The 20,125-nt window shown below is 76.0% G+C and carries 18 protein-coding genes; 12 read left to right on the top strand and 6 right to left on the bottom strand.

Annotated elements, in window-relative coordinates; all coding sequences use genetic code 11:
- Positions 1-108: 108 nt before the first annotated feature.
- The 3 genes from AC3CHW_RS26095 to AC3CHW_RS26085 form a co-directional block, all read right to left on the bottom strand.
- A complete protein-coding gene (locus AC3CHW_RS26095; protein ID WP_488468097.1) occupies positions 109-1,209 on the bottom strand; it encodes a prenyltransferase/squalene oxidase repeat-containing protein in 1,101 nt (366 codons plus the stop codon).
- The gene (locus AC3CHW_RS26090; RefSeq protein ID WP_187086040.1) at positions 1,206-2,006 is read right to left on the bottom strand and encodes a class I SAM-dependent methyltransferase; all 801 of its coding nucleotides are present in this window, start codon (positions 2,004-2,006) and stop codon (positions 1,206-1,208) included. Before AC3CHW_RS26090 ends, AC3CHW_RS26095 begins: the two co-directional genes overlap by 4 nt.
- Before the next feature lie 172 nt (positions 2,007-2,178).
- On the bottom strand, positions 2,179-3,549 hold the full coding sequence (locus tag AC3CHW_RS26085) for a glycosyltransferase family 4 protein (RefSeq protein ID WP_488468096.1): 1,371 nt from the start codon (positions 3,547-3,549) through the stop codon (positions 2,179-2,181).
- Positions 3,550-3,907: 358 nt separating this feature from the next.
- Here AC3CHW_RS26085 and AC3CHW_RS26080 point away from each other — a divergent pair, with 358 nt between their 5' ends.
- On the top strand, positions 3,908-4,513 hold the full coding sequence (locus AC3CHW_RS26080; RefSeq protein WP_187059878.1) for a TetR family transcriptional regulator: 606 nt from the start codon (positions 3,908-3,910) through the stop codon (positions 4,511-4,513).
- A 319-nt stretch (positions 4,514-4,832) separates the two neighbouring features.
- Here AC3CHW_RS26080 and AC3CHW_RS26075 read toward each other — a convergent pair whose 3' ends face one another.
- Positions 4,833-5,063, bottom strand: coding sequence for a ferredoxin (locus tag AC3CHW_RS26075; protein ID WP_187089716.1), 231 nt, complete (start codon positions 5,061-5,063; stop codon positions 4,833-4,835).
- Between the two features lie 580 nt (positions 5,064-5,643).
- Between AC3CHW_RS26075 and AC3CHW_RS26070 the strand changes: the two genes are divergently transcribed.
- The 6 genes from AC3CHW_RS26070 (at position 5,644) to AC3CHW_RS26045 (ending at position 12,743) form a co-directional block, all read left to right on the top strand.
- Positions 5,644-6,018, top strand: a complete 375-nt coding sequence (locus AC3CHW_RS26070) for an SH3 domain-containing protein (protein ID WP_488468095.1) — start codon at positions 5,644-5,646, stop codon at positions 6,016-6,018.
- Between the two features lie 576 nt (positions 6,019-6,594).
- Positions 6,595-7,944, top strand: a complete 1,350-nt coding sequence (locus AC3CHW_RS26065; protein ID WP_488468094.1) for an SCO2321 family membrane protein — start codon at positions 6,595-6,597, stop codon at positions 7,942-7,944.
- Positions 7,944-8,783, top strand: a complete 840-nt coding sequence (locus AC3CHW_RS26060) for an SCO2322 family protein (RefSeq protein ID WP_488468093.1) — start codon at positions 7,944-7,946, stop codon at positions 8,781-8,783. The genes AC3CHW_RS26065 and AC3CHW_RS26060 overlap by 1 nt, the downstream gene beginning before the upstream one ends.
- 17 nt (positions 8,784-8,800) lie before the next feature.
- The gene (locus AC3CHW_RS26055) at positions 8,801-10,219 is read left to right on the top strand and encodes an energy-coupling factor transporter transmembrane component T (protein ID WP_488468092.1); all 1,419 of its coding nucleotides are present in this window, start codon (positions 8,801-8,803) and stop codon (positions 10,217-10,219) included.
- A complete protein-coding gene (locus tag AC3CHW_RS26050) occupies positions 10,216-11,841 on the top strand; it encodes an ABC transporter ATP-binding protein (RefSeq protein WP_488468091.1) in 1,626 nt (541 codons plus the stop codon). The genes AC3CHW_RS26055 and AC3CHW_RS26050 overlap by 4 nt, the downstream gene beginning before the upstream one ends.
- Positions 11,838-12,743, top strand: coding sequence for an ECF transporter S component (locus tag AC3CHW_RS26045; RefSeq protein ID WP_488468090.1), 906 nt, complete (start codon positions 11,838-11,840; stop codon positions 12,741-12,743). The genes AC3CHW_RS26050 and AC3CHW_RS26045 overlap by 4 nt, the downstream gene beginning before the upstream one ends.
- Before the next feature lie 65 nt (positions 12,744-12,808).
- Here the strand turns inward: AC3CHW_RS26045 and AC3CHW_RS26040 are convergent, their stop codons facing one another.
- The gene (locus AC3CHW_RS26040) at positions 12,809-13,264 is read right to left on the bottom strand and encodes a GNAT family N-acetyltransferase (RefSeq protein ID WP_398607935.1); all 456 of its coding nucleotides are present in this window, start codon (positions 13,262-13,264) and stop codon (positions 12,809-12,811) included.
- 198 nt (positions 13,265-13,462) lie between these two features.
- Entirely contained in the window at positions 13,463-14,704 is a 1,242-nt protein-coding gene (locus tag AC3CHW_RS26035; RefSeq protein ID WP_488468089.1) for an acetyl-CoA C-acyltransferase, read from the bottom strand.
- A 321-nt stretch (positions 14,705-15,025) separates the two neighbouring features.
- On the opposite strand from AC3CHW_RS26035, the gene AC3CHW_RS26030 reads away from it, so the two are divergent.
- From AC3CHW_RS26030 to AC3CHW_RS26010, 5 genes are all read left to right on the top strand, one after another.
- Positions 15,026-15,889 (top strand): MerR family transcriptional regulator, encoded by an 864-nt coding sequence (locus AC3CHW_RS26030; RefSeq protein ID WP_488468088.1) that lies wholly within the window; start codon positions 15,026-15,028, stop codon positions 15,887-15,889.
- 101 nt (positions 15,890-15,990) lie between these two features.
- Complete coding sequence (locus tag AC3CHW_RS26025; protein ID WP_488468087.1) at positions 15,991-16,128, top strand: hypothetical protein; 138 nt, start codon at positions 15,991-15,993, stop codon at positions 16,126-16,128.
- An 87-nt stretch (positions 16,129-16,215) separates the two neighbouring features.
- Complete coding sequence (locus AC3CHW_RS26020; RefSeq protein ID WP_488468086.1) at positions 16,216-16,905, top strand: hypothetical protein; 690 nt, start codon at positions 16,216-16,218, stop codon at positions 16,903-16,905.
- Positions 16,906-17,092: 187 nt separating this feature from the next.
- Positions 17,093-17,674 (top strand): GNAT family N-acetyltransferase, encoded by a 582-nt coding sequence (locus tag AC3CHW_RS26015; protein ID WP_398607940.1) that lies wholly within the window; start codon positions 17,093-17,095, stop codon positions 17,672-17,674.
- A gap of 255 nt (positions 17,675-17,929) precedes the next feature.
- Positions 17,930-20,113, top strand: a complete 2,184-nt coding sequence (locus AC3CHW_RS26010) for an MMPL family transporter (protein WP_488468085.1) — start codon at positions 17,930-17,932, stop codon at positions 20,111-20,113.
- Positions 20,114-20,125 lie beyond the last annotated feature (12 nt).

Here is a 20,125-nt window from a genome sequence, read left to right as displayed (position 1 = left end):
TCGGTATTTCCGCCCCGGCCGGGCTGGTCGAGACGGCGGTGACCGCGCCTGCGGACCCGCCGGCCGCGCGGCGCCCAGCGGCGCGCGGCCGGGGCGGGCCCGGCGGGGTCAGCAGCAGTCCGGGTCGAGCCCGGTGGGCAGCCGCTCGCCGCCGAAGACCTGCACGGTGGGCTCGTCGCCGCCGAGCGCGGCCACCGCGAGGAGCAGCGAGCCCGCGGTCCAACTGGTCAGCTCGCGCGGCCAGACGGCGTCGTCGTCGAAGACGTAGCCGGTCCAGTACAGGCCGTCGGCGGCGCGCAGGTGGTGGATGGAGCGCAGTACCCGTACCGCGTGGTCGCTCTCGCCCATCGCCCAGAGCGCGAGAGCCAGTTCGCAGCTCTCGCCGCCGGTGACCCAGGCGTTGGGGGACACGCAGCGCACGCCGTAGTCGGGGACGACGAAGCGGTCCCAGCCGCTCGCGATGCGCTCCTTGGCGGCGGCGCCGGTCACCGCCCCGCCGAGGACCGGGTAGTACCAGTCCATGGAGTAGCGGCTCTTGTCGAGGAACCGCTCGGGGTGGTGTCGGATGGCGTGCCGGAGCCAGCCGAGCGCCAACTCCCAGTCGGGCTGCGGGTCCTCGCGGTGCTCGGCGATGGCCAGGGCGCAGCGCAGGGCGTGGTGGATCGAGGAGCAGCCGGTCAGCAGCGCGTCGGTGACCAGGGCGCCGCCGTCGTCGGGCGCGGCGCGCTTCCAGCCGATCTGGCCGCCGGGCTGCTGGAGGCCGAGGACGAACTCGATGGCCGCGTAGACGGTGGGCCAGAGCTGGTCGAGGAAGGTCTCGTCGCCGGTGGCCAGGTAGTGGTGCCAGGTGCCGACGGCGACGTAGGCGCAGAAGTTGGTCTCCTTGCCTCGGTCGGTGGGCCGGTCGGCGGCCACGCCGTCGGGGGTGTCAGGGTAGGCCGCGTACCAGGAGCCGTCGGAGTTCTGGTGCCGGGCCAGCCAGCGGTAGGCGGCCTCGGCGCGCTCGTGCTCGCCGGCGGCGTCCAGCGCCATGGCGGCCTCGGTGTGGTCCCACGGGTCGAGGTGGTGCCCGCGGAACCAGGGGATGGCGCCGTCCGCGCGCTGCACGGCGAGGATGCCGGCGACGGTCTCGGCGGCCTGTTCCGCCGTCAACACGCCGGGCAGCACGAGGCGTTCGGTACGCCCCGGCCCGCGGCCCGCGACGGTCACGCCCGCTCCTCGGCCGCGGCACGGGCGGGGGCCTGGGCGGTGGCGGGGGCGTCCGGCGCGGGGTCGGGCAGCGGTTGCGCGGGGGCGTGCGGCTTCGTCGCGTACGCCACGAAGCTCTTGCCGATGAGCGGGTTGAGCGCGCTCTCGGCGACCCGGGTGGCCAGTGGCTTCTTCATGATGTCCCAGACGAGCAGCTTGTGGTACGCGCGGACCGGCAGCGCCTTGTCGTTGTCCACGCCGAACGCGCACTTGAGCCACCAGTACGGGCTGTGCAGGCCGTGCGCGTGGTGGGTGCCGTACGGTCGCAGGCCGGCCTCGCGGAGCTTGTCGAGCAGTTCGTCGGCGCGGTAGATGCGGATGTGGCCGCCCTCGACCTCGTGGTAGGCGTCCGAGAGGGCCCAGCAGACCTTCTCCGGGCCGTACCGGGGGACGGTGACCGCTATCCGGCCGCCCGGGCGCAGCACCCGCACCATCTCGGCGAGCACGCCCTTGTCGTCGGGGATGTGCTCCATGACCTCGGAGATGATCACGACGTCGAAGCTGTCGTCGGGGAAGGGCAGCGCGAGCGCGTCGCCCTCCAGGGCGGTGGCGGTGGCCGTCGCGGGCGCCTCCCCCGCCTCCCGCATGGCGGCGAACCACCGGGCGACCTCGCGGATCTCCTCGCCGTTGCGGTCCAGCGCGACGACGTGCGCGCCGCGCCGGTAGCACTCGAAGGCGTGCCGGCCCGCGCCGCAGCCGAGGTCGAGGACCCGGTCGCCTGCGGCGAGCGGGAAGCGGGAGAAGTCGACGGTCAGCACGGGGGTCTGCCCTCTCTTTCCATCAGGCGGTGGGGGTACCTCCCGGAAACCCGGCGGGGGCCGGGGCGGGAGGCGGTGCGGGGCGGGGTCGCGGCGGGCGGGGGCTTGCGGGCCGCGGGGGTCGGGGCGGGCTCGGCGGGCGAGGTGGTGCGGCGGGTACGGGGCGGGCGGGTCAGCGGCGCCGGGCGGCGGCGGCCCGCACGCGGATGGCCTCGCGGTAGTGCTCGACGGTGCCGCGCGCGGCCTGCTCCCAGGTGAAGCGGCGCAGCACGCGCTCCCGCCCGGCCGCGCCGAGTCGGGCCCGCAGCGCGGGGTCGTCCAGGAGCCGGCCGATGGCCTGGGCGAGCGCGCCCGCGTCGCCGGGCGGCACCGCGAGGCAGGTCTCGCCGTCCGGGCCCGCCACCTCGGGGATGGCGCCACCGGTGGTGGCCACCAGCGGGGTGCCGGTGGCCATGGCCTCGGCGGCGGGCAGCGAGAACCCCTCGTAGAGCGAGGGCACGCACGCCACCTGCGCCCCGCGGACCAGGTCGACCAGCTCCGCGTCGCTGATGCCCTTGACGAACTGGACGGCGTCCGCGAGCCCGTACCGCTCGATGGCTGCGGCCACCGGCCCGTCGTCCGCGCGCTTGCCGACCACGACCAGGTGGGCGGTGGGCTGTTCGGTACGCAGCTTGGCGAGCGCCTCGATCAGGTAGACGAGGCCCTTGAGCGGCACGTCGGCGCTGGAGGTGGTGACGATACGGCCGGGGATCTGGGGGACGGCGGGGTCGGGCGAGAAGAGCGTGGCGTCGGCGCCGATGGGCACCACGTGCACGCGGCGCGGGGAGACGCCGAGGTCGGCGACGATCTCCTGGCGGGAGGAGCCGGAGACGGTGAGCACCGTCGGCAGCCGCCTGGCGACGCGCTTCTGCATCCGGCTGAAGGCGTACCAGCGGCGCACCGAGGCGCGGCGGCGCCAGTCGGTGGCCGCGTCCAACTCCAGCTTGCGGTCCACCGTGATCGGGTGGTGGATGGTGGTGACCAGGGGGAAGCCGGCGCGGTCCAGGCCGAGCAGGCCGTAGCCGAGGGTCTGGTTGTCGTGCACGACGTCGAAGGCGCCGCGCCGGGCCGCGAGGTGGCGGCGGGCACGGAGGCTGAAAGTGAGCGGCTCGGGGAAGCCGCCGGTCCACATGGTGCCGACCTCAAGGGCGTCGATCCAGTCGCGGAACTCGTGCGCCTTGGGCGTGCGGAACGGGTCGGGCTGCCGGTAGAGGTCGAGGCTGGCCAGCTCGGTGAGGTGGACGCCGCCGCCGGCGGGATAGTCAGCTCCGTCAGCGCCGTCAGCGCCGTCCAGGACGGGGTAGGGCTGGGCGCCGAGCACCTCGACGCGGTGGCCGAGCCGGGCCAGCTCGCGGGAGAGGTGGCGCACGTACACGCCCTGGCCACCGCAGAACGGGTCGCCCCGGTAGGTGAGCAGCGCGATGCGCAACGGGGCGCCTTCGGCGGCGGGGGGCGCCGCCCGGAGCGGTTCGGGCCCGGTCGCCTGCACGGCCTCAGCGGTCACTCGCGGCCCCCTTCTCGACGCAGTTCAGCGGGAGCGTAACCGCTCGCTGAGATGTAGAACAAGTTCCACCATCGGAACGTGCGGGAAGTCTCGAAGATACCCGCCGCGCCGGGGCGCCCCGGGGTGAGGCCGGGTGATTCGCGCCACTGGGTGAACCGTGGTCGCGGCGGTCTGCCGGGGGCCGGCCGCGACCGGCGAGCCGCGCGCCGGCGGGCGGGCGCGGAGCGGTCCGGAGCGCCGGAGGCTCGTTAAACTGAAACAGGTTTCAGCACTCGCGCGGCCTCGTGGGCCCTGTCATCATGCACGGTGTTCGCAGCCGCCCGGCGGACGCACCGGCACCCGCACCGAAGTAGGACAGATGACCGCAGTCTCGAAGCCGACCTCGGCGCCGCTCACCGAGCGGCAGGAGGCGCGCCGCCGTCGGATTCTGCACGCCAGCGCCCAACTGGCCAGCCGGGGCGGGTTCGAGGCCGTCCAGATGCGCGCGGTGGCCGAGACCTCGGGGGTGGCGCTCGGCACGCTCTACCGCTACTTCCCGTCCAAGGTGCACCTGCTGGTGGCGACGATGCAGGACCAGTTGCAGCGGCTGCACGAGACGCTGCGCAAGCGCCCCCCGACCGAGGAGGAGCCCGCGGCCCGGGTCGCCCAGACGCTCATGCGGGCCTTCCGGGCCATGCAGCGCGAGCCACAGCTCGCCGAGGCGATGGCGCGCGCCCTGACCTTCGCCGACCGCTCGGTCAGCCCCGAGGTGGACACGGTCTCCCGGCTGACGACGGCCATCATCCTGGACGCGATGGGCCTGACCGGCACGCCGACCCCGGCCCAACTCTCGGCCGTCCGGGTCATCGAGCACACCTGGCACTCCGCGCTCATCACCTGGCTCTCGGGGCGGGCCTCCATCGCCCAGGTGAAGATCGACATCGAGACCGTCTGCCGCCTGATCGACCCCCCGAACCCCGCCTGATCCACCGGGGGGCGTGCGGCGTCACCGGCGTCCCCGCGGCCGTCCGTCCCACCGGCGCCGAGGGGGTGTACGGGCGCGCCTCACCCTCGATCGCGCCGCCCAACTCGACTCGTACGGCGCGTGGTTGAGCCTCGCCGACCGGGCAGAGGGTACGGAACTCGCCGCTGGAGCCGCGTTCGGCGCGGCGCCGGCGCGGCCCGCCACGCGTCGCCCCGCAACCCGCCGCCGGGGGTGGGCGGTTGCCGCCGCGTCGCGGCCCGGGCCCACGCGGCGGGCGCCCCGGCCCGCCCGCCGCGCGCCCGGGGAGGTCGCCGCCGGGTCAGTCCGCGGGCGGGAAGACGGGCTCGCCGCTGCCGAGCCGCAGCGTTATGGCCTCCACGGGGCAGCTCTCGGCGGCGTCCAACACCCGCTCACAGGCGTCCACTTCGGCCGCGATCGGCTCGGACCGCCGGGTCGCCCCCAGCCGGAACACGTCCGGCGTCTCGCCCACGCACAGCCCCGAGCCGATGCACCGACCCTGGTCGACCTCGATCTGCCAGCGCTCCGCCATGCCGTCCCGCCTTCCGCGTACGCCCGAGGGCACGTGATCATTCCCCGCGCACGATAGGCCGCCCCACACGGCGACCCAACCCCACCCCAGCACCTCCGGCCAACGCCGCGTCCGGCCCGGTCCCGCCCGGCCCCGTTCACTCCCAACCGGCCCCGTTCGGCTCCCCTTCGCTCCGCGCCGGCGCCGCCTCATCCGGCTCCGTTCCGACCACGGACCCACGCGGCGGGCCCGGCCGCCGGGCGGTCCGACGTACGGGGCGAGCGGCGGGCCGGCCGGCAGGCCGGTGCGGGCGGACAGGCGCGGACGGGCCGGTGCGGGCGGGTCGGTCCGGGCGGGTCGGCAGGCCGGCGGGAGTTACGGAACGTGATGAGTTGCGAAGTTTCCGTGACCTACTTAGCGTGCTTTGTGGCGGTTAGGTGGATTTTCATTGGATCTACCTGGTCGCTGTCGGGTGCCCGTTGAGGCGCCGGTGAGGTCGCCGGCGTCGCCGAACGCCCGGCATCGCACTCAGTCGCACTCTTTCGCTGGCTCCGCGCACTCCCCGCTGGGGAGCCGCTCTTTCACCTCTCTGGAGAAACAGATGTTCCTGCAGTCCACGTTCAGCAAGCTCGCCCTGGCGGCGGCGACGGGCGCCCTCGCGCTCGCCACCGCCGCCACCCCCGCCCTCGCCGCGGCCCCCACCGCCGCCCCGGAGAAGAACGCCTCCGCCGAGGCCCGGCCGCACTACAAGGGCCGCGTGATCGCGAAGTCGGGCCTGCTGATCCGGAGCGGCCCGAGCCAGAAGCACAAGGTCGTCGGCGCCCTCCCCTACGGCACGGTCGTCAACATCGTGTGCAAGGTCAACGGGCAGAACATCGACGGCAACCCGCGCTGGTACCTGCTGAGCAACGGCAAGTGGGCGTGGGGCGCGGCCCGTTACATCGTCAACATCGGCGCGGCCCCGCACTGGTGCTGACCTGACGCCCGGCCCAGCCGGAGCGACGCCCCCGTCGGCCTTCACCTCCCCTCGCGGGCGGTGGGGGCCGACGTGCTGGCGCGGCCGTACGGGCGACGGGGCGGCGTGCGGGGCATGGCGTACGGGCGAGGCACGGCGTACGAGCGAGGCACGGCGTACGCGGCCCGGAGGCGGGGCCGGAGCCGGGGTCGGGGGCGGGGTCGGGGTCGAGGTCGGGGTCGGGGGCGGCTGATATCGGGGGGCGCGGGGGCGGCGGATAAGCTGTGGCGGACAACTTCATCCCGCCCCGCGTCGGGGAAAGCCGGTGGAAGACCGGCGCTGACCCGCAACCGTGAGCGCGGCGCGCCCCGTGGCGCGAGCGCGCGAGCCGGACCACCCGCACCGGGGCGACAGGCTCCCGGAGCCGGCCGGGCCCGTGTGGGCGCCGGCCGGTCGCCGGCACCCGTCGAGGTCTGCGGAGCTGAGCCCGGTGCCACCGCGCGGAGCGCGCGGAGGGCGGCGTGCGCGGCTGCGCGGAGCGACGACCGACGCCGCGATGACGGACATCGCGACGCTACCCACCGAGAGGCACCGACCATGGCCCCCTCCTTCGCCGTCCACGCGCGCCGCGGCGCCGTGGCGCTGGCCTGCGCCGTCGCCGTGGGCGCAGCCGCGGCACCCCTCGCGAACGCCGCGGGCGCCGACGAGGCCCCGTCCGCCACGGCGTCCTCGTCCGCCCCGGCGCCCGGGGCGCAGAAGCTGCCCAAGGGGCTGTACGGGGCCAAGGACCCGAAGTTCGACGCCGTGTGGCGACAGTCGCTGGCGTTCCTCGCGCAGGACGCGGTGGGCGTCACGCCGGCCACCGAGGCCATCGACTGGCTGACCCAGCAGCAGTGCGCGGACGGTGGGTTCCCCGCCTTCCGGCCGGACACCAGGAAGTCGTGCGACCCGAAGAAGGGCGAGTTCAGCGACGCGACCGGGGCCGCCGTGCAGGCGCTGGCCGCCGTCGAGGGACGCGGCGCGGACGTCGCCAAGGGGCTCGACTGGCTCACCCGGCACCAGAACAAGGACGGCGGCTGGGGCATGAACCCGGGCAGCCCGAGCGACCCGAACTCCACGGCCGTGGTCATCGGCGCGTTCGCCGCCGCCGACAAGGACCCGGGCAAGGTCACCGCGAGGAGCGGCAAGAACCCGTACGACGCGCTGCGGAACTTCCAGCTCGGCTGCGACGCGAAGCAGGGCGAGCGGGGCGCGTTCGGCTACCTGCCGGACAAGGACGGCAAGCTGTCGCCGAACGGGCTGGCCACCGCGGACGGCGCGTTGGCCGCGCAGGGGCGGGGCTTCCTGGTGGCGCCGGCCAAGCAGTCAGATGCCGAGCCGAAGCCGCTGGCCTGTGCCGACGGGGCGAAGGGCGACGCCGCGAAGGCGGCGGGGCGCCAGGGCACGGCGGACGCCGCCGCCGCGTACCTCGCGGCGACGCTGACCGCCGGCGACCAGCACCTGACGTCCGCGATGCCCGGCGCCGAGCCGCAGCCCGACTACGGCAGCACCGCCGACGCGGTGATCGCGCTCGCGGCCGGCGGCCACAAGGACGCGGCACAGGGCCCGCTCAAGTGGCTCCAGGCGTCCAAGAGCGGCGCGCTGACCTGGGCGAAGGGCGACCCGGGCGCGCTGGCCAAGCTGGTGCTCGCCGCGCACGCGGGCGGCGCCGACCCGCGCGCGTTCGGCGGTACGGACCTGGTCGAGCAGCTCAACGCCACCGGCCCGACCCCCGCGGCCGTCTCCTCGGACGGCGAGGCCAAGGACGGCGAGGACGGCAAGGGCGAGAAGGACGACAAGGACGACGACGGGGGCGGCACGGGCGTCTGGTGGGTCGTCGGCGTGGGTCTGGTGGCCGGCATCGGGATCGGCTTCCTGCTGAGCGGCCGTAAGAAGCAGCGGCTCTGATGCGCGCGGGGGAGGCGACGGAGCGGCCCGCGACCGGGCCGGCCCGCCACGGGGTGCCGGCGGCGCGCGGGGCCCGGTCGGCGCGCCGGGCCCGGTCGGCGCGGCCGACCGGCGCGCGCTCGCGGCGCCCCGCCCGCCCCCGGACGCGGCGCGGGACGCTCGCCACGCTGGTGGCCCTCGCGCTGGCGGCCCCGCTGCTCGGCCTGTGGGGCGCGGCGCCGGCCGCCGCCGACGGCTACCGCTACTGGTCGTTCTGGGAGCGCGACGGCGGCGAGTGGACGTACGCGACCCAGGGGCCCGCGACCGCGCGGCCGGGCGACGGGGACACCATCGGCTTCCGGTTCGCCGTCAGCCAGAACACCCGGGACGCGGCGCGGCCACGCGGCGCCGCCGACTTCGCCGCGATCTGCGCCGGTACGCCCGACGGCGACAGCAAGCGGGTCGCGGTGGTGCTCGACTTCGGCACGGCGCGGGACGCGCCGGGCGGCGACCGGCCGCCCCGCTCCCGCACGGCGTGCGCGCGCGTCGGCGACGACGCCACGGCCGCCGACGCGCTCGCCCAGGTGGCCAAGCCGTTGCGGTACGACTCCACCGCCCTGCTGTGCGCCATCGCCGGCTACCCCAGGGCGGGCTGCGGCGAGCAGGTGGGCGACGGGGCGGACTCCCCCGGCGCGGGCGAGACGGCGGAGGGCGGCCCGGCGAAGGACGAAGCGGCGCGGGACGGCGCGGACGACAGCACGGACGACGGCGGGCCCTCCGCCGGGCTGATCGGCGGCGCCGTCGCCGTCGCCGCGCTGGGCGCGGCGACGCTGTGGCAGGCCCGCCGCCGTCGCGGATGAGCACCGACGACTGCCCGATGAGCCACCTTCCACACGGCGAGGCCCCCGCCGCCACCCGTGAGCACGCCCCAGGCCGGGGCGGCACCGAGCGCGCCACCGCCCCGGGCGAGGGACGCCCGGCCCGCGTCTGGCGCGCCGTCCGCGCGCCGGTGGCCACCCGGGCGGGCGCCCTGCACGCCGGGGCGTGGTGGGTGTGGGCGCTCGGGCTCGCCGTCGCCGCGTCCCGCACCACCAACCCGCTGCTGCTGGCCCTGTTGGTGGCGGTCGCGGGGTACGTGGTGGCGGTGCGCCGCACGCAGGCGCCGTGGGCCCGCTCGTACGGCGCGTTCGTCAAGATCGCCCTGGTGGTGATCGGCATCCGGCTGGTCTTCGCGGTCTTCCTCGGCTCGCCGATCCCGGGCACGCAGACCCTGTTCACCCTCCCGGAGGTGCCGCTTCCGGAGTGGGCCAAGGGCGTGCGGCTCGGTGGTCGGGTGACGGCGGAGGGGCTGGTGTTCGCGCTGTACGACGGGTTGAAGCTGGCCGCGCTGCTGATCTGCGTCGGCGCGGCCAACGCGCTGGCCAACCCGGCCCGGCTGCTCAAGTCGCTGCCGGGGGCGCTGTACGAGGCGGGGGTGGCCGTCGTCGTCGCCATGACGTTCGCGCCGCACCTGGTCGCGGACGTGCAGCGGCTGCGCGCCGCCCGGCGGTTGCGCGGCCGGGCCGACCGGGGGCTGCGGGCCCTGTTGCAGGTCGGGCTGCCCGTGCTGGAGGGGGCGTTGGAGCGCTCGGTGGCGCTCGCCGCCGCGATGGACGCCCGCGGCTACGGGCGCACGGCGCAGGTGCCGCGCGCCGTGCGGCACACCACGACGGCGCTCAGCGTCGGCGGCCTGCTCGGCGTGTGCGCCGGCACGTACGGCCTGCTCGCCGCCGAGGGCGCGGGCTACGCGCTGCCCGTGCTGCTCGCCGGGCTGGCCGCCGCCCTCGGTGGCCTGTGGCTCGGCGGGCGCCGCTCCGCGCGCAGCCGCTACCGGCCCGACCGGTGGGGCGCCCGCGCCTGGCTGGTCTCCGGGTCCGGGGTCGCGGTGGCGGGCCTGATGATCTGGGCGGGCTCGTACGCGCCCACCGCGCTGCACCCGCCCGCCGTCCCGCTGACCGCGCCGACGCTGCCGCTGTGGCCGGCCGCCTCGGTGCTGCTCGGGCTGCTGCCCGCGCTGGTCGCCCCCGTACCGCCGGACGCGGCCGTACGCCCCGGCCAGGACCGGCGTTCCAGCGCGGCCCGGCGTTCCGGCGCGGCCGGGCGGCCCGACGCGGCCGGGCGGGACCCGGCGGGCGCCCCCGACGGCGGCGGCCGGTGCCGCGCGGCGACCGGGCCCCGGGACGCGGCCGGCCCGCCGCCCGCGTCCCGCGCGGCGCGCCCGAGCACCGAACCACCAGCGAAGGAGAGCGAGCGGTGATCCGCTTCGACCAGGTGTCCGTCACCTACGACGACGCCGCCGGGCCCGCCCTGACGGGCGTGGACCTGACCGTGGACGAGGGGGAGCTGTGCCTGCTCGTCGGCCCGTCCGGGGTCGGCAAGTCCACGCTGCTCGGCACCGTGTCCGGGCTCGTGCCGCACTTCAGCGGCGGCACGCTGCACGGCACGGTCACCGTGGCCGGCCGCGACACCCGCACCCACCGGCCGCGCGAACTCGCCGACGTCGTCGGCACCGTGGGCCAGGACCCGCTGGCGCACTTCGTCACCGACACCGTCGAGGACGAGTTGGCGTACGGCATGGAGTCGCTCGGGCTGCCGCCGGACACCATGCGCCGCCGCGTCGAGGAGACGTTGGACCTGCTGGGCCTCGCGGCGCTGCGCGAGCGGCCCATCGCCACCCTCTCCGGCGGCCAGCAGCAGCGGGTGGCCATCGGCTCGGTGCTCACCGCGCACCCGCGGGTCCTCGTCCTCGACGAGCCGACCTCGGCGCTCGACCCGGCCGCCGCCGAGGAGGTGCTGGCCGTGTTGCAACGGCTCGTGCACGACCTGGGCACCACCGTGCTGCTCGCCGAACACCGCCTGGAGCGGGTCGTGCAGTACGCGGACCAGGTCATCGTGTTGCCCGCGCCGGGCGAGGCACCGCTGGTCGGCGAGCCCGCCGCGATGATGGCCGCGTCGCCGGTGCACCCGCCGGTGGTGGCGCTCGGCCGGCTGGCGGGCTGGTCGCCGCTGCCGCTCTCGGTGCGCGACGCGCGCCGCAGGGCCGGGACGTTGCGCGACCGGCTGGCCCCGGAGCCCGCCCCGGACGGCGCGGCCGAGCCGGCCGCGCCCGACGCCGCGCCGCCCGTCGGCCGGGCCGAGGGGCTGACGGTGCGCCGCGGCCGGACCGACGCCCTGCGCGGGGTCGACCTCGCGGTGCGCCCCGGCGAGAGCGTCGCCCTGATGGGGCGCAACGGGGCCGGCAAGTCCACGCTGCTGTCGGCGTTCGTCGGGCTGCACGAGCCGGCGGCCGGCACGGTGCGGGTCGGCGACGCGGTGCCGCACCGCACCCGCCCGGCCGACCTGCTGCGCCGGGTGGGCCTGGTTCCGCAGGAGCCGCGCGACCTGCTGTACGCGGACACGGTGGCCGCCGAGTGCGAGGCCGCCGACCGCGACGCCGACGCGCCGCGCGGCACCTGCCGCGCCCTGGTGACCAGGCTGCTGCCGGGTGTCGCCGACGCCACCCACCCGCGCGACCTGTCCGAGGGGCAGCGGCTCGCGCTCGCGCTGGCCGTGATCCTCACCGCGAGTCCGCCGCTGATCCTGCTCGACGAACCGACCCGGGGCCTGGACTACGCGGCCAAGGCCCGGCTCGTGGAGGTGTTGCGCGCCCTCGCGGCCGACGGCCACGCCATCGTGCTGGCCACCCACGACGTGGAACTCGCCGCCGAACTGGCGCACCGGGTGGTGATCCTCGCCGACGGCGAGGTGGTCGCCGACGGGCCGACGGCCGAGGTCGTCGTCTCCTCGCCGGCCTTCGCACCCCAGGTCGCCAAGGTGCTGGCGCCGCTGCCCTACCTCACCGTCCCGCAGGTCGCGCACGCCCTCGGGGCCGGAGCGTGACGGGCCACCCGCCGCGGCCCGGCGGCGCGCCCACGGCCGGCGCCGCCGCGCACCCGCCGCGCGCCCAGCGGCAGTCCCGGCCGATCCGCCTCGGCCCGCGCTCGGTGGCCGCGCTCGTGCTGGTCAGCGCGATCGGCGTGGCCGCGTTCGGCTGGCCGCTGCTGGCCGACTCGGAGTCGGGGCTCGCCCACTCGCGGGACGCGCCCTGGCTGTTCGCGGCGCTGCTGCCGCTGCTGCTCGCCGTGGTGGTGGCGACGATCGCCGACACCGGCCTGGACGCCAAGGCCATCGCGATGCTCGGCGTGCTGGCCGCCGCCGGCGCCGCGCTGCGCCCGCTGGGCGCGGGCACCGCGGGCATCGAGCCGATGTTCTTCCTCATGGTGCTCTCGGGCCGGGTGCTCGGGCCGGGCTTCGGGTTCGTGCTCGGCGCGGTGGCGATGTTCGCGTCCGCCCTGCTGACCGGGGGCGTCGGCCCGTGGATGCCGTTCCAGATGCTGGCGATGGGCTGGGTCTCGATGGGCGCCGGGCTGCTGCCGGGCCCCCACCGGCTGCGGGGCCGCGGGGAACTCGCGCTGCTCGCCGCGTACGGGGCCCTGTCGTCGGCGCTCTACGGCCTGATCATGAACCTCCAGGGCTGGCCGTACATCGGCGGCCTGGGCTCCGGCGTCTCCTTCGTGCCCGGCGACCCGCTACCGGAGAACCTGTCCCGCTTCCTCGCCTACCACCTGGCCACCTCGCTCGGCTGGGACCTGCCGCGCGCCGTCCTGACGGTCGTCCTCGTGCTGACGTTGGGCGGCACCATCCTGGCGGCGCTGCGCCGCGCCACCCGGCGGGCCGCGTTCGACGCGCCGGTCGCCTTCCGGCCGCACGAGGGCGCCCCGCGCCCCGGCCGAACGCCGTAGACGTGGCCGGAGCGCCGCCGACACCCGTTCGGCGCCGCCCTGCCTCGATCCGTCGCGCGCGCCGTTCAGTCGAGGACGAAGGCCAACTCCGGCCGGTCCCAGGCGACCGACGGCGGGTTGGCGCGCAGGGTGCCCACGCGCCGCGCGCCGACGCTGCGGTAGAAGCCCTCGGCCGGCGGGTGGGAGACGACGCGGACGCTGGCGATGCCCTCGGCGCGCGCCTGTGCCTTCATGTGCTCGGCCAGTCGCCGCCCGATGCCCAGGCCCTGCGCGAGGTCGCTCACGAACATCAGGTCCAGCTCGGGCGGGTCGAGGATCAGCGAGTAGAACCCGAACAGCCGATCCGTCGCGTCCACCGCCACGAAGACCCGGTGGGTCGCGATGTAGTCGGGGCCGACCCGGTAGCCCGCCACCATCGCCGCGTAGCGCCCCTCGTACGCGGAGGAGCGCCGGACCAGCGTCGTCAGCCGGCGCGCGTCCGCCGCCGTGGCCCGTCGGATCGTGACGTCCGTTCCGTGCATGACACCGCTCCCGTTGCCCTGACCGCGCCCGTCGCGCGCGGGCCGGGCCCGACGCACGCCCGTCGCGTAATAGATCACTAGGGCAACAGGCTATTACGCGCGGCGGCGGGCCTCCACCCGTGCGCGGCGTGATCCGGCGCACCCGGGGTGCGGGCGGCGGCGCGCGGCGCGCGCCCGGACGGGGCGCGAGGCCGGGGCCTACAGGCGTTGCAGCAGGGTGCCCGTGGCCTGGCCGCCACCCGTGCCCATCGCGATGAGCGCGATCTCGGCGTCCCGGCGCTCCAGCTCGTGCAGGGCCGTGGTGATCAGCCGGGCGCCGGTGGCGCCCACCGGATGGCCGATGGCGATGGCCCCGCCGTTCACGTTCACCCGTTCCAGGTCCTGCTCGAAGACCTGCGCCCAGGACAGCACCACCGACGCGAACGACTCGTTGATCTCGACCAGGTCCACGTCCGCGAGGGTCATGCCCGCCCGGCCGAGCACCGCTCGGGTGGCGTCGACGGGGCCGTCGAGGTGGAAGTGCGGGTCGACGCCGACCAGGGCCTGGGCGAGGATGCGCGCCCGCGGGCGCAGTCCGAGGGCGTGGGCCACCGGCCGGGCGGCCCACAGGACGGCGCTCGCCCCGTCGGAGACCGGCGCGGTGGTGCCCGCCGTGTGCACAGCGGCCGGCATCACCGCCCGCAGCTCCCCCAGCGCCGCCAGGCTGGTCTCCCGCACCCCCTCGTCACGCTCCACCAACCGCCAGTCGGCCGCGCCGGCGGCCTGGCCGTCCCAGCCCCCGGCCGCACCGTCCCACTCCCCGGCCGCACCGGCCCAGCCGCCCGCCGGATCGGCCTGACCGCCCCTGGGCGGCGGCACCCGCACGCCGAACGTCTCGCGCGCGAACCGGCCCCGCGCCCACGCCCGCGCCGCCCGCTGCTGCGAGGCGAGGCCCACCGCGTCCACCCGCTCCCGGGTCAGGCCCCGGCGGCGGGCGATGCGCTCGGCGGCCTCGAAGTGCCCCGGCAGGTCCACGTGCCACGGGTCGGGCCACGGCCGGCCGGGCCCCTGCCGGCTGTTGCTGCCGAGCGGCACCCGCGACATGGCCTCGACCCCGCAGCCGATGCCCACGTCGATCACCCCGCTCGCGACCATGCTGGCCACCATGTGGTTGGCCTGCTGCGACGAGCCGCACTGGCAGTCCACGGTGGTCGCGGCGGTCTCGTACGGCAGGCCCCGGGCGAGCCACGCGTGCCGGGCCACGTTCATCGACTGCTCCCCGGCCGGCGTGGCGGTGCCGCCGACGACCTGTTCGACGCAGTCGGCCGTGAGCCCGGTGCGGGTAAGGAGTTCGCCGTACGTCTCGCCGAGCAGGCTGGCCGGGTGCAGGCCGGCGAGCGCCCCGCCACGGGCGCCGATCGGGGTGCGCACCGCCTCGACGATGACGGGTTCCCGGGCCATGGCTCGTCCTCTCTCGCGTCCACGCGCGGGGCGAACCGGTGTGCGTGCCCCCCGGAGTCGGGACTGGTACGCGTATCTGTGACGGGCGTTCAGTCTGCGGAGGACGCGACGGGGGCGCAAGAGTCGTGCAGGAGGGGCGCGCTGGACGGTCGGCGGGCGCCCCCACGCGGCCGGGGGCTTGGCCGTCGCCGCTCGTGGCGGGGCGGGTACGAGCCCGGTCCGAGGGTGAACGCGCCCGCGTGGCGGGCAGGTTGCTGCCAGGCGCCGTCGGGTCGCCGCCATGTCACCCGGCGGAGATGTCGGGACCCTACACTCGCTCGCGTGGACCAGGCATCGGGGCACGGCCGGGAGTACCGCGTGGCGGAACTGGGGCGCGCGGCGGGCGTCAAGGTGCGCAATCTGCGCTACTACCAGGGCCGCGGGCTGCTGCCGCCGCCGCGCTACGAGGGCCGGGTGGCGCTGTACTCCGAGGCGCACCTCGCGCGGCTGCGGCTGATCAGCGACCTGCTCGCGCGCGGCTACCCGGTCAACGGCATCGCCGAGTTGTTCGCCGCCTGGGACCGGGGCAGTTGCCTCGCCGAGTTCCTGGGTCACGAGCACCCCGCGCGCGGGTGCTGGCACGTGGCGGAACGGCACACGCCGGTGGTGACCTGCCGCGAGGAGTTGCGCGAGCGGTTCGGCGACCAGGTGACCGAGGAGAACCTGCGCCGCGCCGCGGAACTCGGCTACCTCCGCGTCGAGGGCGAGACGATCACCCACGGGAGCCCCGAACTCGTCGACCTGGCAGCGGAGTTGGTGCGCGCCGGAGTACCGCTCGACGCGCTGCTCACCGCCGGCGCCATGGTCCGCGACCACACCGCGCGACTGGCCCGCCACCTGGTCACCGCCGTCGGCGCGCCCGCGTCCGCCGACCCGCGCGACGCGCCAGCCCCCCGAACACCCGGACCCGACACCGACCCGCCCGACACCGACCCATCCGCCGCCGAGCCGCCCGGGGTCGAGCCGCCGGGCGCCGCCGGACCGCCGCCCGCGGCGCGGCGACTCGCCCGCGCGGTGGCCACCCTGCGCCCGCTGGCCGGCGAGGCGCTGGGCGCCGAGTTCGCGCGGGCGGTGGACCGCGCGGTGGCGGCGGAGTACGGCGCGGCACGGCGGCCCGTGCGGGGCGACGCCGACCCCGCGCGCTGACCGGCTCGACCGCCTCGAACCCGGCCGGGCCAGGCCCCGGAACGACCCGACGGGGTGCCGCGCTCCCGGGGTGCGATCTCGCCAAGTACGGCTTCCATCCCATGGCTGACAACGACGGCATACCTGCACTTCGCTGGCGCGACCGGGCATCGATCGTTGATCCGACGATTCATCAGAACCTGCCGCGTCGGCCGAAAACCGCCCTGGCTGATCTTTTCAATGGCCATTGGCAGCTTTAGGATCGGGCCCCGTTACGTCAGGTAATCAGCTCGGTTCATGTTGTGCGCGGAGACCGCTCCGCAACGCCGCTCTCAAGGAGCCCCTTCATGACGAACCGCACGCACCGCTCCCGCGTTCTGACCACCTCCGCCGCCGGCGTCGCCGCCGCCGCGGCCGTAGCGCTCTCGCTCGCCGGCACCGCCACCGCCGAGTCACGGACCACGGCGGTGGCCGGGTCCACCACGGTGACCCCGGCGGGCCACTACTTCGGCGCCAAGCAGTCGGGCGACATCGTCCTCAAGGCCGGCGCCATGACCGTGACCTGTAAGGTCTCCACCTCGCAGCCCGCCGGCAGCGGCAGCGCCAACCAGATACCCGCGGCGCCGAACAACACCAACCCGAGCGGCCCGGTGTCCGGCACCATCACCGCGCCCACCTTCGAGGACTGCACCACCAACGTGCCCGGTGTGAACGTCTCCATCGCCACCTCCGGCACCTGGGGCATCTCCATCCAGCACGGCACCACGATCGCGGCCAACCTGTCCGCCCCACAGGGCGGTCTGGTCATGAGCCTGACCGGCGCCCTCACCTGCACCGGCACCTCCGGCGCCGCGAACGTCCCCGGCACCTGGACCAACGGCTCCCCGGCCAAGCTCAGCTACGCCGAGTCCACCGTCCCGGTGACCATCACGGGCGGCGCCGGCTGCCCGACCGACGTCACCTCGGCCTCGCTCAGCGCCGCGTACGACGTCTCGGACGTCACCGACCCGTCGGCCACGCTCGCCGTGACCGCCTGATCCGGCCCACTCTCCCCGCCCCGGCCCGGCGCGACGACGCCCGGGCCGGGGTGGGGTCCTGGCACACCCCCGGCGCACCGCCCGGCGCCGCCCGGGCCGGGCCAGTCCGGGCGGTGGCCCCGCCGGAACCGCCTGACCACGCCTTTCTCCCGTGCTCCGGGGGCCGGGCCTGGCCTACGGTGTCGCCATGGCCACTCCCCTCTCTCCCGCCTCGCTCACCGAGGCCGTGCCGCTCCTGGACGGCGTACTGATACGCCCCGCCGCCGAGTCCGACGCCGAGGCGCTGGCCTCGGCCTTCCGCCGCAGCCGCGACCACCTGCGGCCCTGGGAGCCGCGGCGCCCCGACAGCTTCTTCACCACCGAGGGCCAACGGGCCCGGCTCCGCGAGCAGGCCGTGGAGCAGCGCGCCGGCCGGGTCGCGGCCTGGCTGCTGACCGACGGCGAGGCGGTCGTCGGTGGGCTGACGCTCTCCGGCATCGTCCGCGGCCCCTTCCGCAACGCGCACCTCGGCTACTGGATCGCCGCCGGACAACTCGGCCGGGGGCTGGCCACCGCCGCGGTGCACGCCGCGTGCCAGGCGGCCGACGGGGAACTCGACCTGCACCGTCTGCAAGCCGGCACCCTGGTGCACAACACGCGCTCGCAGCGGGTGCTGGCCAAGAGCGGCTTCGAGCAGTTCGGCAGGGCGGAGCGCTACCTGCACATCGACGGAGCCTGGCGGGACCACCTGCTCTTCCACCGCGTCCTCAACGACCGCCACCCCGCCTGACGCCCACGCGCCCGCCCGGCCGGACCCACCCCGCCCGGCCGGACCCACCCCGTCCGGCCACCCCACCCCCGGCCGCGCGCCCACCGCGTACCGCCCCTCCAGCACGCGCCCCGGCATCGCCCCGACACCTCACCCGCGCGCCCGCGCGGGTGAGCGGGGCCCGCCCGGTGGGCGTCTCCGAGATGCGCGCGGCGGCGCGCCGGCGGATGCTGGCTGAACGCGACGATCCGAACGGGGGCGAGCGAGAGGGCAGGCATGTTCGCAGGTCTGGGCCGTTTCGTGGTGCGCCACCCGTGGTGGGTGATCGCGACGTGGGTCATCGCTGCCGCCGCCGTCCTCTCGTTCGCCCCCAAGCTCACCGCCACCAGCGACGAGGCGAGCTTCCTGCCGTCGGAGTACGAGTCGATCAAGGCGATGGACCTCCAGGAGGCCCAGTTCCCGCAGCAGCAGAACATCGCCGCCATCATCGTCTTCCAGCGCTCCGACGGCGCCCGGCTGACCTCGGCGGACTCCGCCGACGTACGACGGGCCTCCGCCGACCTGGCCGGCCGGGACATCCCCGAGGTCCAGGACGTCAGCGCGGCGGCGGTGTCGCCCAACAAGCGGGTGCAGACCGCGACCGTGGCGATGCCCGAGGTGGCCAACCCGGACGACACCGGGCAGCAGGGCGCGGTGCAGACCCTGCGGGACGAGTTGCCCACGACGTTGAAGGGCACCGACCTCACGGCGGGCGTGACGGGCTCGGCCGCCCAGTCCCTGGACGAGCGCGAGTCCTCCGAGCGGGCGGGCACGCTGGTGGCCGTCGGCACCATCGTGATCATCATCGTGCTGCTGGTGGTCATCTTCCGCAGCCCGATCATCGCGCTGCTGCCCGTCGTGCTCATCGGTCTCATCTCGCCGATGGCCACCGGCCTGATCGCCAGCGCCAACGACGTCTTCGACATGAAGGCGGACCGCTCCATCCAGGAGTTGCTGACGGTCGTGCTGTTCGGCGTCGGCACGGACTACATCCTGTTCCTGCTGTTCCGCTACCGCGAGGCGCTGCGCGCCGGCGAGGACGCCAAGGGCGGCATGGTGCACGCCGTGGAGCGGGTCGGCGAGGCCATCGCCTCCGCCGCCGGCGCCGTCATCGTCGCCTTCGCCGCGCTCGCCCTGTCCACCCTCGGGATGCTCAAGTCGATGGGTCCGGCGCTGGCCATCGCCGTCTTCGTCACGCTGCTCGCGGGGCTGACCCTGGTGCCCGCCGTGGTGTCGCTGCTGGGCACCCGCGTCTTCTGGCCCTCGCGCTCCTGGCGGGCCGAGCCGTCCGGCACCGGCTTCGCCCGCTTCGGGGCGGCGCTCGCCCGCCGGCCGGCGGTGTGGGCCGTGGCGTCCGCCGTGTTCATGGGGGCGCTGGCGGTGGGAGCGCTCGGCTACCGCGCCAACTTCGACCTCGCGGGCTCCTCGCTGCCCAAGACGAAGGAGTCCATCGTCGCCCAGCGCGACATGGAGAAGGGCTTCCCGGCCGGCACCACCGACCCGACCTCCCTCTACCTGGACGCCCCCGACGGCGGCCGGCTCAGCCGCGCCGAGACGACGGCCTTCCGCGACCGGCTCCGCCAGGTGGACGGCGTCGGCTCGGTCGATCCGGCCAAGCTCAGCAAGGACGGACGGACGGCGTCCTACGAGGTGGTGCTCGCGGACCCGCCCGCCTCCGACGACGCCCTCGACACGGTACGGAGCGGGCTGCGCCCGGCGGCGGACGAGGCGGCGCCGGAGGGCACCCGGGCCCTGGTGGGCGGCACCACGGCGGTGTACGTCGACATCAACAAGGCGGTCGACCGCGACTACGCCGTGGTCTTCCCGGTGGCCGCGCTGTGCATCATGATCATCCTCGGCCTGCTGCTGCGCAGCCTGGTGGCGCCCTGGTACCTGATGGTCTCGGTCGCGCTCGGCTTCGGCGCCACGCTCGGCGCGACGTCCATCATCTTCCAGCAGATCGGCACCCAGCCGGGGCTGATGTTCATGCTGCCGGTGATCATGTACCTGTTCGTGGTCGCCCTCGGCACCGACTACAACATCCTGATGGTCTCCCGGCTACGGGAGGAGGCCCGCGAGGGCCGCGACCCGCGCGACGCGGCGGGCACCGCCGTACGCCACTCCGGGCCGACCATCGCCGCCGCCGGCGTCATCCTGGCCGGCACGTTCGCGACGCTGATGCTCGCGGGCAACGCCACCCTGTCCCAGATGGGCTTCGCGCTGTCCTTCGGCATCGTGGTGGCGGCGTTCGTGATGGCCATGATCTTCACGCCGAGCCTCACGGCGCTGATCGGCCACACGGCGTGGTGGCCCGGCCACGGCGACCGGGGCCCGAGCCAGCCGGCCACCCCCGACACACCGGCCGCCCACCCCCGGAGCGAACGCGCCCCGGACTCCCCGCCGCCCCCACCCGACGCCTGAGCAGCGCGACCG

The sequence above is a fragment of the Streptomyces sp. MGP-BFMKR1 genome (genome assembly GCF_057766585.1).
This window is presented reverse-complemented; position numbering and strand designations above follow the sequence as displayed.